The organism is Pseudomonas sp. yb_9 (assembly GCF_043103635.1).
Taxonomy (GTDB): Bacteria; Pseudomonadota; Gammaproteobacteria; order Pseudomonadales; family Pseudomonadaceae; genus Aquipseudomonas; species Aquipseudomonas monteilii.
Map to the genome: position 1 here is coordinate 1 of NZ_JBICKA010000098.1, position 12,684 is coordinate 12,684.

A 12,684-nucleotide genomic window follows, 5' to 3' on the forward strand; every position below is an offset into this window, starting at 1 on the left:
TCAGATTGCTCCTCTGGGGGTACCTGACCCTCGGGCCAATCAGGAGCCTCAGTTTCAGGTTGCGGGACAGGCTCTCCAGGGTTGTGCGGTATTGGATCAACATAGGGATCAAGGGGAAGATCGGTGGTTTCCTTTGGTTCAGCCATGGTTCTTACCTCATTAGCCATGCGGCGACTGCTTAAGGTATTGAGCTGCTGAACCACACTCCCGTTCATTATTCTTCTGCCGAAGAGGGCTAGTCAGGCTGCTCGGGTCTCATCGAAGTTGAGAAGCGCAGCGTTGGCTTGCCGCACTAGGTGAATCCATTGTCGACGACTGATCATCCCGGATAACTCCAGATCTTCAGCGCTACGGCACGCACTCTCGTATTCATCCTCCCTGAGTGAACCTGCCCTCAAAAAACGGTTACGCCAAGCCAATATTGCGGCAGCGGCAATGTTGCAGCATTCCACGTTCAGCGACTCCTGAAACTAGGTAGGGAGGGGGATGGGTGGAAAAAACGGCGGCAGATTACACCATTCCATGAGTAAGAAAATTGGAAGGCGATAATCGGCAAGGGCCAGCAAAATGGCATTGCGAACACAGCGCTGAGCATGCTCAAAGCCGCTTGAAAATCGTATTGCTGAGGCAGTTGATGGCAGTCGACTCGAGACTGGCTGCCAGGATGGCGAGTTCCTAACATCCGATCAGCGGCGTTGAAACGTATGGCCGGTCTGCCTTACTCAGATTTCACCCTATGGAGACAGCGATGAGAACCAGAGGCCAGACATACTTGAATTGGGTGGACACCCAGTTGCATTGCCGAACTCACAATGAGGTACTGGATTCCGGGCTCACAATTGATGTTCAGGTGCGCCTTTCTCGAGTCGGAGCTACCCAGTTGTTTATCGGCCTCTATGGACAAACTGGGTTACCCATCCATGAGGAGGCGTACCAGACGCGTCCCGGACAATCCATGACGACGGCGCTTCTGTGGGGCGTTTCTCGGGCGCGGGATGTTGCCGCGTCTCAGTCATTTCCTGGTGCCGCATCCGGGAGATAGCGCGACCGGCGGTAACAACTCTAGTCGAACGAGGACTTCAGCGGATCATCCAAAAGGTGTGGTATCACGCATTTCTTCCGAGGTATGCAGTAATGAGCACCGATCCGAGAAAGCAAGGTGACTTGAATCGCGATGGCCCCACACCGCCTGACCCTGTGGAAAACGATCCGCTCATGGATGATGATTCAGAGGACGATGAGAAAAGCAAAAAGCAAGAAAACCCTGATGAAGGGATGGGCACCCCAAGAGAGTGATATCTTGATTGACTAGGTTACGCCAAGCCCAGTTGGATCTGGGCTTGGGTGGTGTAAGCGAGTTACGGGTGAAAGAGCTGCCTTACGCGTTTGAGCAGTTCCAAATTGGTGGGTTTGACCACTACGTGCTGCAGCTCCTCTAAGGTGAACCAGCGACACTCAATGATTTCATCCGATGGCGTTGGGCGCATGGAGACGGTGACCGGCATGCGGTAAAGGTAGTGCTCCTCGCTTTCAAAGGCGAAGTGTCCCAGGAACTGTTCACCTCCCAGGGGCAGTGTCGTTTCTTCCCGCAACTCTCGGCGGGCTGCCTCTAATGGTTGCTCGCCCGGCTCAATCTTGCCGCCTGGCAGAGACCATTCGGGTGCTTGCTTGCGCACGAACAGCAACTTTCCATCCCGCAGGCAGATGACGGTGGAATGCATTTCTTTCATGTGGCTCATGATTTTGCCCTCCCTCTGAACAAAGGGCACTTGGGGACGCAATAAGTTCAGGCGGAGCGTCCGTTTGACGCTGTAAGTTAAGCATATTGCTAACCCACCTTGCAGCCCGGGCATATCAATTGCATGGGTAGCGGGCGTGGTTTAATTAAAATTAAAGGGCAGGTTTCTAGTGAGGCCGAGCACCACCGGTACGGGGGAAACTGACGCAGAAGGATGTGCCATTTTCGTTTGTAGAGTCGACGGCCACATCGCCGCCATGGGCCTTAGCTATTTCTCGTACTATGAAGAGCCCGAGACCTACGCTTCTCAGATCGGTGTCCAACTCGCTCACTCTCGTCATCGGCTCGAAAAGGTTACCCAGCGAAGATTCGGGTATGGCTGTACCTTCGTTATGAACCGATAGGATGGCCATCTCTCCCCGCAGGGCAGATGTGACCGTAATGGGCTGACCAGGATCCCCGTAGGCCACACTGTTAGCCACCAGATTTCCAACGATCTGATGGATCCTGTCAGCGTCAACCTCTGCCATACCTGCGCCAACCTGGGTATGGATCATTCTTGCTTGCGGGAAGGCAATACGTAGCTCGCTTACGCTTCTCTCGATGACCAGGTGCAGGTCAACCGTACTTCGTGTGATGCCGATTCCACGACCAACTCTGGCCAAGGCAAAGTCCAGAAGATCTGCGATCATCCGCTGAGCACGCTCGGAGGACTGATTGATGTGGTGAAGTAGTTCTCTGTCTCTTGGTGTGCGTTCGCCTCGTGCCAGCAGTTCTCCAGCCATCTTGATCGCGGTTAGAGGATTCTTGAGATCATGGCTTGCAATAGCCACCATTTGCTCAGCAAATAAAGCTCGCTGTTGGGATTTTTCATACGCAAGATCTAGCTCCACATTTGCCTGCTGTAGCGCTGCTTCTGCGCTGGTTTTCTCCCATAACAGCTGTTCGGCACGCTGGCGTGCCTCCACAATCTCGCGCTCATACCTGTCCCGATCAGTGGTCCCGAACAACGCCATTTCGTAATAAACGCTATCGGCATGAACACGCCTTACGCCATTGAGCAGCATGGTGACTGTCTGCCCACTGGCGTTTTTGAGGTCAAGTTTCACCTCCGCGACGGAACCCTGCATGCGCATGAGGGGCGCCCAATGGGTCTGATGAAAGATCCTCCCGCCCATTGTCAGGAGATCCTGAAATCGACGCTGGGCAAGATCCGCTTGGCTGATGCCCATCCAGATGCTGAATATCCGATTGCTGCGCAGGATCGTGCCATTTTCGTCGGTGACAACAAGCCCGCACGGGGCACCATCGAAAAGATCTTCGAACACTGGCAGTAATGGCTGATCAACCGACATTTTCGCCTACCCAAGGCTGAAGGAAATCGTCCATTGCTTTGGCACACGCTTCTGGAGCGCTCATGTGCGGGCAATGTCCCACGTTATCAACGAGATGAAGAACACTATAGGGCAAGGTTGCATGCATGTAGCGGCCCACTTCCATCGGAGCAATTAGGTCATCGGTGGATTGCAGGATGAGCGTTGGGGTAGCCAGACCGGCGATGTCTTCGCGATTATCGGATAAGAAGGTCACGCGTGCGAACTGCTTTGCGATCTCCGGATCTGTGCGGCAGAAACTATTGGTAAGTTCATCGCCCAGTGCTGGCTGCCCTGGCGAACCCATGATGGTAGGAGCCATTGCGCTCGACCATCCCAAATAGTTGCTGTCCAAAGTGTGGAGGAGCGAGTGAATGTCTTCGAGCTTGAATCCTCCCACATAGCCATCGGAATCGATGTAGCACGGAGAGGGCCCGACCATGACATGAGCGGCTATGCGATTTGGGGAAAGACGGTCGGCCAGCGCTCCGATCATCGCACTCACCGAATGACCGACAACGATCACGGGGCCGTGCCCAAAGTGATCAATGACTTCATTCAGGTCTCGAGCATAACCGGTCAGTGAGCTGTATTTTCCGCTTTGATACGCATCCCGATCCGATCTACCTGCGCCGACCAAGTCATACAACACTACGCGAAAGCGGCTGGTGAAGTGCTGGAACAGGTAATGCCACATGGTCTGATCGCAACCGAAGCCATGAGAGAAGACCAGAGTTGAAGTGCCTTCGCCATGGACTCTGACGTTGTTCCGGCGCTGAATGTCCATGCATCACTCCTTTTAGCCAAGCGGGTTTGGCTGTAGGAATGGATAGTGCCGCTGAGGCAATCGAAGGGCAAGATTTGCGATGCGATGCTGACATTCTGTAGGGATAGGTAGGCGCTGTAGCTGATAGCCGCTCGCCTGTCCCGTTTCACCATAACTCACAATTCGTCATATTGATTGGCCATTATCCGCTCGGCGGCGCTGTGGTTTCCGCTTCGCTGCGCTATGGTAGAGGCACCCCACATATAAGACTAAAGTCGTAGGAGGGCGGCATGCGGATTCGCGGTGATGTGTTTTGGAAATGGGCTGATCCATCGCTCCACCATAGAACTCACGATGAAACTCTTGACGACGGCACAAGCATGGATACCCAGGTGCGGCTGTCGCGGACGGGCCATACGCAGTTGTTCATTGGCGTCTATGCCGGCTCAGGAATGGCCCTTCACGAAGAGGCTTACGACTCTCGCCCGGGAGAGTCGATGACACGCGCATTGGCATGGGGGGTAGGCCGCGCAAGATGCTTGGCGACCGAGCAGCGCCCTGTCGAGAAACATGTAGCGTAGAGGCCTATTCAACGGATGGGTGGTCGCTGGCAGTAGTATCAGCGACCCCCACCGTGATGAATCCACTGTGCATATGCTGACTTCAACGCTTGGGGAAGTTGAGGGTATTCCGGCTTCAATTCTGCGTATCCGTCAGGGCCTCACACGCACTCCGTTAGCCACGCGATCAGCAATGGCCGAGTAACAGGGCAGATACCTACCTTCTCCGAAAACCGCGGTGAAGCGCATTCCATTACACATCGAACGCTTACCATTGGGCCCGTTTAATAGCAGGCAAGCGGACGGGCTTGGCCCCCGCCCGATCTACAGTACTTTGTCGAGCGTGATCGGGAACTCCCTCACACGCTTGCCCGTGGCATGGTAAACCGCGTTGGCCACCGCGGCTGCCACCCCGACGACGCCGATTTCGCCCACGCCCTTGGACCCCAGTTCGTTCACAATGTCGTCGTGCTCTTCGACGAATATCACGTCGATATCCCCGCTGTCTGCGTTCACCGGGATGTGGTACTCCGCCAAGTTGTGATTGACGATGCGGCCCAACCGATGGTCAGTCAACGCCGCTTCGTGCAGGGCCATGCCCACCCCCCACACCACGCCGCCCAGGATCTGACTGCGCGCGGTTTTTGGGTTGACCACCCCTCCTGCCGCCACAGCGCTGACCACCCGAGCTACCTTGATCGTCCCAAGGTCCTCATCAACGTGGACTTCCACGAACACCGCCGAATGGGTGGCGGTGGAGAACGGTTGGCGCCTGGCGCCTGGCTCGGCGTCGATCTGCACTTCGAACGCACCTGCGGGGGCGCTGGCGACGATGTCCGCCAATGCCAGGCGATGGCTGCCCGCGTGCAGATAGCCGTCGGCGAAAACGATCTGCTGCCGGGCAGTGCTGGCCACCTGGGGGTACAGGTTACGCGCGTGTTCCAGCACCTTGGCGCGCAGTACCCGGCACGCCTGGCGCACGGCCGAGCCCACCGACGACACCGTGAACGAGCCGCCCTGAAGCGGAGCGGTGGGGAGTGAGGAGTCACCCAACATGAAGGTGACATCCTGCACCCTGACGCCCGCTGCGTCGGCGGCGATCTGAGTCATGACGGTATAAGTGCCGGTCCCGATATCGGTGGTGGCACTGCTGACGGTAAGGTGGCCCTGGGCATCAATGCGCGCCTTGGCGCTGGCCTTCATCTGCAGGGCTTCCCAGACGCCGCCGGCCATCCCCCAGCCGACCAGTTGGTTGCCATTGCGCATGCTGCGCGGTTGGGGAGTGCGGTTATGCCAGCCAAAACGTTCGGCACCTTGCTGGTAGCACGCCAGCAACTCCTTGCTGGAGTAGGGCTTGCCCTCGTTGCCATTGTTGGCGGCGAAATTGCGCCGGCGCAGGTCTACCGGGTCGATCTGCGCAGCACAGGCGAGCTCATCCATGGCGCATTCCAGCGCAATCACCCCGGACGCGGCCCCAGGCGCTCGCATGTCCAGCGGGGTGTACACATCGAGCGGGGCCAGGCGATAGCTGAGCGCAACGTTGTCGCACTGGTAGAGCATACCGCTCCATTCCACCAGGTGCTCGGTGAAGTCCTCGAAGCGGGAGGTCTGGCCAAGCGCATCGTGACCGATCGCCAGCAAGCGCCCGTTTGCGTCTGCACCCAGGCGCAAGCGTTGCTCGGTGCGGGGTCGGTAGCCAAAGGTGAACATCTGCTGGCGGGTCAGGGTAACGCGCACCGAACGCTTCAGGTGCAACGCCGCCATCACTGCCAGCGGCAACTGGTACTGCGGGCGCAAGCCCGAGCCGAAGGCGCCGCCGACGAACGCCGCACGCACACGAATGTTTGCCTTGGGCAGGCCGAACACCTTGTGCAGGTAGTCTTGGCAGTTCTGCGTGCCTTGGGTCTTGTCGTGGATTTCCAGGGTGCCATCGGCCTTGTAGTGCACGGTCGATGCGTGGGGCTCCATGGGGTTGTGGTGCTCGTTGGCTGTTAGGTAGGTGGCATCCACCTGCACTGGCGCCCCGGCAAACTGCCCGGCGAAGTCGCCACGTGGCGCCGGTGTTTCAGCGGGTGCCGCATGCGACTGTTGGCATGCGCCCAGGTCTGTCTGGTGAGCCTCCTCGGCATAATCGATTCTGATCAGCGAGCCTGCATACCGGGCCAGTTCGAGGGTTTCGGCGATCACCAGTGCCAACGGTTGCCCGCTGTACAGCACTCGCTCATTGAACAAGGGCCGAAACGGCGAGCCCTCGGCAGCGTCGGCATCGCTGTAGTCGTCGTCATAACTGGATATATGCGGACGATGGCCATGGTCGAGCACGGCGATTACCCCGGGCACGCGCATGGCCTGCGTACTGTCGATGTCGAGTACCCGACCGCGGGCGATGGTACTGGACACAACGCTGCCGTGTAGCAGGCCCGCCTCGGGGTATTCGCCCGCATAGCGCGCCTGCCCAGTGACCTTCGCCACACCGTCCACGCGGTCCAGGGGTGTGCCGACTATTGGTGTGCCGTTGATCATGGTCGCGGCCCTCTGTCAGCGGCGCCGCGCGCCGCGTCATCCAATGCACGCACAATTGCCCGCTGGGAGAGCGTTACCTTGAAACCGTTATGGCTCAGAGGTTGTGCACCTTGCAGCAACGTTTGCGCGGCGCGGGTGAAGAGTGCTTGGCAGGGCACCTGGCCGGCCAGCATGCGCTCCACCACCGGGTCCCGCCACGGCTTGTGGGCAACGCCGCCCAGCGCTAGGCGCGCTTGCTGGATCACCTCGCCATCGAAGCTCAAGGCGGCAGCGACGGACACCAGCGCGAACGCGTAGGAGGCGCGGTCGCGTATTTTCAGATATCGATAATGGTGTTCGAACACCGGGGGTGGCAGCTCGATGCCAGTTACCAGCTCAGCGACTGCCAGTTGATTGTCGCGTTCGGGAGTGTCCCCGGGCAGACGATGGAAATCCGCAAAGGGTATCTGCCGTTCACCGGACGGCCCCTGTACGTGCACCACGGCTTCGAGCGCTGCCAATGCCACGCACATGTCCGAGGGATGGGTCGCGACACAGGCGTCGCTGGCACCAAGAATGGCATGGATGCGGTTCATGCCTGTACGCGCAGGGCATCCGCTGCCCGGCTCGCGTTTGTTGCACGGGGTGCCGGTGTCGTAGAAGTAATAGCAGCGGGTACGTTGCAGCAAGTTGCCACCGGTACTGGCCATATTCCTCAACTGCGGCGATGCCCCCGCCAGGATCGCGTCTGACAGCAGTGGATAATGCTGCTCGATCATCGGGTGCCAGGCCAGGTCGGCATTGCTCACCCGTGCACCGATCAGTACGCCGCCGCCGGGGGTGGAGTGAATACCGTTCAGCCCAAGGCCGGAGATGTCGATCAGGCGCTCGGGGCGCACCACGTTTTCCTTCATCAGGTCGACCAGGTTGGTGCCCCCGGCGATGAAGTGTGAGCAGGCGTCAGCCAGGTTCACCGCTTCGCTGACCGAGGCGGGCTTGTGGTAGCTGAAGGGCGTCATGGGTTCTGCCCTCGTTGGGGCTGGGCCCCGTCCGTCATCAACGGTAAGGCTTCTTCCACCGCTGCGACGATGTTGCCGTAGGCACCGCAGCGGCAAAGATTGCCGCTCATCTGCTCGCGAATGGCCTCGCGGGTGTTGGCACGTCCCTCGTGAACCAGCCCGACCGCAGAGCAGATCTGCCCCGGTGTGCAGTAGCCGCACTGGAACGCATCGTGGGTGATGAAGGCGCGCTGCATGGGGTGCAGGACGTCGCCGCTGGCCAACCCTTCGATGGTCACCAGGTCGGCCCCGTCGCACATGATGGCCAAGGTCAGGCAGGCATTGACGCGCTTGCCATCGCGCAGCACCGTGCAGGCGCCGCACTGGCCATGGTCGCAACCTTTCTTGGTGCCGACCAGGTCCAATTGCTCACGCAGCAGGTCGAGCAAGGTGACCCAAGGATGCACCTGCAGTGTTCGGGGCTGACCATTGAGGGTCAGACAGATGGGGTGCTCTGCAGCCCCGTTGGAAGCGATCGCGCTCATGGTAGGTCCTCACGGTCAGGGTTCGCGCAGTCTGCTGCGTCTCTGTTGTGCGACCGGGCCGGCTGATCAAACGTTCAGCCGGCTCGCCGAGGTGCCGATCACTTCTTGCCAGGCAGCACCGAGCTGAGCACCTGCTTGGCTGTCTGCACGATGATGCCCGCCTGGTCGGGGTCGCTCTTTAGCAAGGTACTGGCAAACTTCTTCGCCTGCTCCAGCTTGATGTGGGGTGGCAGGGGCGGCACGTTCGGGTCGGTCTTGAATTCGATCAGTACTGGCCGATCAGCAGCCAGCGCGCGCTCCCACGCAGCGGCAACGTCCTCTTCGCGATCTACGTAGATACCTTGCAGGCCAATGGAAATGGCGAACAGATGGTAGGGCACGTCAGGGATCGACTGCGAAGCTTCGAACTTGGGGTCGCCCTCCATGACCCGTTGCTCCCAAGTCACCTGGTTGAGGTCCTCGTTGTTGAACACGGCACAGATCCATTGCGGGTTGCCCCACTGCTGCCAGTATTTGGCCACGGTGATCAGTTCGGCGAGGTTGTTCATCTGCATCGCCCCATCGCCCACCAAAGCAACTACCGCCCGTTGCGGGTGGGCGAATTTGGCTGCGATCGCATAGGGCACGGCTGCGCCCATGCAAGCCAGGCCGCCGGACAGCGAACACTGCATACCCTGGCGGATCTGCAGGTCGCGGGCAAACCAGTTGGCACAGGAGCCGGAGTCGCTGGTGATGATGGCGTGGTCGGGCAGGCGAGGGGACAGCTCATGGACCACGCGTTGCGGGTTGATCGGGTCAGCCTTGACCAGGGCACGCTTGGCCACGGTCTTGTCCCACTGCGCACGCCACGTCTCTACCTTGTCGCGCCAGCGCCGGTCGGTCTTGTGCTCAAGCAGCGGCAACAGTGCACGTAATGTTTCGCTGGCGTCGCCGACCAGGTTGACCTCCATCGGGTAGCGCAGGCTGAGCATGTCGGGTTGCAGGTCGATCTGCACGCCACGCGCCTGGCCTTCCTTGGGCAAAAACTCAGAGTACGGAAAGCCGGAGCCGATCATCAGCAAGGTGTCGCACTCGGTCATCAGCTGATAACTGGGTTCGGTGCCGAGCAGGCCGATCGACCCGGTGACCCAGGGGAGGTCGTCCGGCAGCACAGCCTTGCCCAGCAGCGCTTTGGCCACCCCGGCGCCGAGTTTTTCGGCAATTGCAATGACCTGCTCTGTCGCCTGCAGTGCGCCGGCACCCACCAGTATCGCCACCTTGTGCCCGGCATTGAGCACCTCGGCGGCGCGCTGCAGGTCTTCGTCGAACGGCAACACCCTGGGCTTGCTGTAGCCGATGCCGGAATGCACCGTACCGTGGGCCCTCGGCGGTTCGTTGTAGGGCAGGTCCTGCAGGTCGTTGGGCAGGATGACGGCGGTGACGCGGCGTTCGCCGACGGCCGTACGCACCGCACGGTCGAGCAGGTGGCGCACCTGCTCCGGTGTCGATGCCTGCTGGACGAACGCACCGGCGACGTCCTTGAACATCGACAGCAGGTCCAGCTCCTGCTGGTAGTGCCCGCCCAGTGCCGCACGGGCCTGTTGACCGACAATGGCCAGCACCGGCTGGTGGTCCATGCGTGCATCGTACAGGCCGGTGAGCAGGTGCGAGGCGCCCGGGCCGGAGGTGGCCATGCAAACCCCGAGCTCGCCGGTGAACTTGGCATGCGCGCTGGCCATGAAGGCGGCCATTTCCTCATGGCGGGCCTGGATGAATTCAATCTTGCCGTTGGCCCGGCTCAGCGCGCCGAACACCCCATTGATGCCGTCGCCGGGGTAACCGAAGATGCGCCGTACGCCCCATTGATACAAACGCTCCACCAGAAAGTCGCCTACCGTGCCGGTCATTGCCTGCTCCCGTTCTGTTATCGATAGGTGTCTGGACTTGGCACGTTCGGGGAAAGTTTCAACGGCATGCGCACCGGTCTGCTGGCTGGAACCTGGAAACAGCCGGGTGTTCAAAGGTGAACCGATAACCGCTCAGGGTGCGCATCATGACGCTCATGAATACACAAGATGCCAGCGTGCAGGCCTTGTACTTCGAAGACGACGGCACCACGCCAAACAGCCGCTTTCCCGTACTGCTCTACCGGTTGAGGTTCGATCCGTCAGGGGACGATGCCAGCGCATTCGAAACGCTGTTTGCGGCTCACCAATGGACCCCGCTGTGGCGCGACGGAATCTTCGATTATCACCACTTTCACCCTAACGCTCATGAAGCGCTGGGCATTACCTGTGGGCAGGCGCGATTGACGCTTGGCGGGGAATCAGGGTACAGCGTTAGCGTGGAGCGGGGCGATGTGCTGGTGCTGCCAGCGGGTACGGGCCACCGCTGCATCGCGTGCAGCGATGACTTCCTGGTGGTCGGCGCCTATCCCCATGGGCAGGAAGACTACGATATCCAGCGGCCCGACAGCGCAGCGCACCCGCGTGCCGTTGCACGCATCGCCAAAGTACCGCTGCCACAGCAAGACCCGGTAAGCGGCATTCAGGGTGCGTTGATGACGCACTGGCGTTGAGTACCCGGTCAGTGGGCCTTGCGCTGCGCCGATCCTCTCCCGTCATCCCCGTTTTTGCAAGGCTTCAACCAGCTGGGACTTGTTCATGGTCGAGCGCCCCTTGATGCCTTTGCTGCGCGCCTCTTGCATGAGGCTTTCCTTGCTTTGCGAGCTCAACGACTCCTGCGAAGTGCGCGAATGACCCTGGCGAGATTCAGCGGAGCGTTTGGCCGAATCCGAGCGTGCAGTCTTCTTCTCGCGCGACGGAGTCCTGCTCCCCGAGCCTCCCGGCTTTTCACCGCCCCCGGATTGTTTGTTGACGGTGGCCCAGGCGCGCGCTTCGGCTTCGTCCTTGCCCACGCCCTTGTCCTCGTAAGTTTGCTCGATGTGCTCGGCCTTGCGTTTCTGTTTTTCCGTGTACTTGTCCTTATCCCCGCGTGGCATGGCATTTACTCCTGCGTGGGTGCATGAACTGTTAAAACCATGGGAGAACCGACGAACCGGGCGTTGGACGAGTGATTCATTGCCGTCAGCCATTTCAACTGCCGGCTGAGCCACTACTACCATTACCCGAGCCTGTCCCGCTACCATCAGAGCCATTACCGCTGGTTCCTGGGCCGCTGTTGGTACCGTCACCTCCGGTATTATCCGTCCTATTGTCTTCAGTGCCTCCATCGCCTGTACCCATGCCGTCGCCTGGTATTCCTGAGCCCGTCGCATCGCCTTGGCCGTTCATTTGGCCATTGTCGTGCGGCTGCACGCCAGGGGCGCGTTGACCGTTCAGGTCTGTGGCGGCCAATGCAAGTGGGGCAGCGAAGCCCAGGCACAGTGCAAGCAGTACCATAGAAGGTTTAGCTAGTTTCATGATGAAACTCCTATCGGGTTGTTCACCTTCTATTCGGCCTGCCGTTGGCGTGGGGGTGCCCGCTAAGCGACGTAAGGCTCTGCTGCAAGCTGACAGTGGTTGCCATGAGCGGTCGCCTTACGGGAAGCGCTGTTAGCTTCCTGGTGCCAGAACAGGCCGTCGCTCAGGATCTGCAACGTCTGCTATCGATCCGGGCTGTGTCAAAACCCGAACGGATCTCCAAAGAGCGCGACCGCATGTACATTCCGCAAAGGCTTGACTTATCAAAACCATAATTCGAGTAGAAGCGTGAAATACTGATCGTTTTCTAACCTGTCGGATGGCGCGGAAGGTTTTCAAACAGATAGGGACATTTCCCTGTCACGTGGGTTCGAATTCCTACGCTTCCGCCACTATTTTTCATTAAAGCCCTGATTTTTCGGGGTTTTTTTGTGTCTGGGTTTTTTTGGTCCCCCATCTGGTCCCCCATTTCTCTATTGGATTTCCCGAGCGCTCTGCGGATTTCGGTGCGCTCGAAATGTCTTTCCAGAGGCGGTCAGCTTCGTCAGTGGAGAGACTGCGGGCGGGTCAAGCCTACCCTCTTTGTCATCCCATCTAAAGTGACTTAAGGCATTTGCTATCCTGCTCCCTGCAAAGTGGAGGAGGGTCATACTTGTCAAAATTCTGAGGCAGAGCTTGAGCGCCTCCGTCTAAAGGTTGATAACCGATTTCGGAGGTTAGGTAGACGTCAGCCTCATACCCGGAGGGTCTTCGGGACGCTAGATCTGGGCCCCCACCTTTGCCCTGGGGAAAGTTGCCTCC

General features: G+C 59.4%; 11 protein-coding genes. 3 read left to right on the forward strand and 8 right to left on the reverse strand.

Annotated features, from left to right (window positions below; genetic code table 11):
- Positions 1-1,134 precede the first annotated feature (1,134 nt).
- Positions 1,135-1,296, forward strand: a complete 162-nt coding sequence (locus ACF8MI_RS24570; RefSeq protein WP_392517935.1) for a hypothetical protein — start codon at positions 1,135-1,137, stop codon at positions 1,294-1,296.
- Between the two features lie 62 nt (positions 1,297-1,358).
- Here ACF8MI_RS24570 and ACF8MI_RS24575 read toward each other — a convergent pair whose 3' ends face one another.
- The 3 genes from ACF8MI_RS24575 to ACF8MI_RS24585 form a co-directional block, all read right to left on the reverse strand.
- Positions 1,359-1,739: an NUDIX domain-containing protein gene (locus ACF8MI_RS24575; protein ID WP_392517937.1), complete on the reverse strand. Its 381-nt coding sequence runs from the start codon at positions 1,737-1,739 to the stop codon at positions 1,359-1,361.
- A 166-nt stretch (positions 1,740-1,905) separates the two neighbouring features.
- Entirely contained in the window at positions 1,906-3,093 is a 1,188-nt protein-coding gene (locus ACF8MI_RS24580; RefSeq protein WP_392517938.1) for an ATP-binding protein, read from the reverse strand.
- Positions 3,083-3,898, reverse strand: a complete 816-nt coding sequence (locus ACF8MI_RS24585; RefSeq protein ID WP_392517939.1) for an alpha/beta fold hydrolase — start codon at positions 3,896-3,898, stop codon at positions 3,083-3,085. The genes ACF8MI_RS24580 and ACF8MI_RS24585 overlap by 11 nt, the downstream gene beginning before the upstream one ends.
- Before the next feature lie 269 nt (positions 3,899-4,167).
- Between ACF8MI_RS24585 and ACF8MI_RS24590 the strand changes: the two genes are divergently transcribed.
- Entirely contained in the window at positions 4,168-4,458 is a 291-nt protein-coding gene (locus ACF8MI_RS24590; protein WP_392517940.1) for a hypothetical protein, read from the forward strand.
- 303 nt (positions 4,459-4,761) lie between these two features.
- Here the strand turns inward: ACF8MI_RS24590 and ACF8MI_RS24595 are convergent, their stop codons facing one another.
- The 4 genes from ACF8MI_RS24595 to ACF8MI_RS24610 form a co-directional block, all read right to left on the reverse strand.
- Positions 4,762-6,960 carry a xanthine dehydrogenase family protein molybdopterin-binding subunit gene (locus ACF8MI_RS24595; RefSeq protein WP_392517941.1) on the reverse strand — a complete coding sequence of 733 codons (2,199 nt, stop codon included), beginning with the start codon at positions 6,958-6,960 and terminating at the stop codon, positions 4,762-4,764.
- Positions 6,957-7,958, reverse strand: a complete 1,002-nt coding sequence (locus ACF8MI_RS24600) for an FAD binding domain-containing protein (protein WP_392517942.1) — start codon at positions 7,956-7,958, stop codon at positions 6,957-6,959. The genes ACF8MI_RS24595 and ACF8MI_RS24600 overlap by 4 nt, the downstream gene beginning before the upstream one ends.
- Positions 7,955-8,482, reverse strand: coding sequence for a (2Fe-2S)-binding protein (locus tag ACF8MI_RS24605; protein ID WP_392517943.1), 528 nt, complete (start codon positions 8,480-8,482; stop codon positions 7,955-7,957). Before ACF8MI_RS24605 ends, ACF8MI_RS24600 begins: the two co-directional genes overlap by 4 nt.
- 98 nt (positions 8,483-8,580) lie before the next feature.
- The gene (locus ACF8MI_RS24610) at positions 8,581-10,368 is read right to left on the reverse strand and encodes a thiamine pyrophosphate-requiring protein (protein ID WP_392517944.1); all 1,788 of its coding nucleotides are present in this window, start codon (positions 10,366-10,368) and stop codon (positions 8,581-8,583) included.
- A gap of 146 nt (positions 10,369-10,514) precedes the next feature.
- Here ACF8MI_RS24610 and ACF8MI_RS24615 point away from each other — a divergent pair, with 146 nt between their 5' ends.
- Positions 10,515-11,039: a cupin domain-containing protein gene (locus ACF8MI_RS24615; protein WP_392517945.1), complete on the forward strand. Its 525-nt coding sequence runs from the start codon at positions 10,515-10,517 to the stop codon at positions 11,037-11,039.
- A 42-nt stretch (positions 11,040-11,081) separates the two neighbouring features.
- Here the strand turns inward: ACF8MI_RS24615 and ACF8MI_RS24620 are convergent, their stop codons facing one another.
- Positions 11,082-11,462, reverse strand: a complete 381-nt coding sequence (locus tag ACF8MI_RS24620; RefSeq protein WP_392518021.1) for a termination factor Rho — start codon at positions 11,460-11,462, stop codon at positions 11,082-11,084.
- Positions 11,463-12,684: the final 1,222 nt, after the last annotated feature.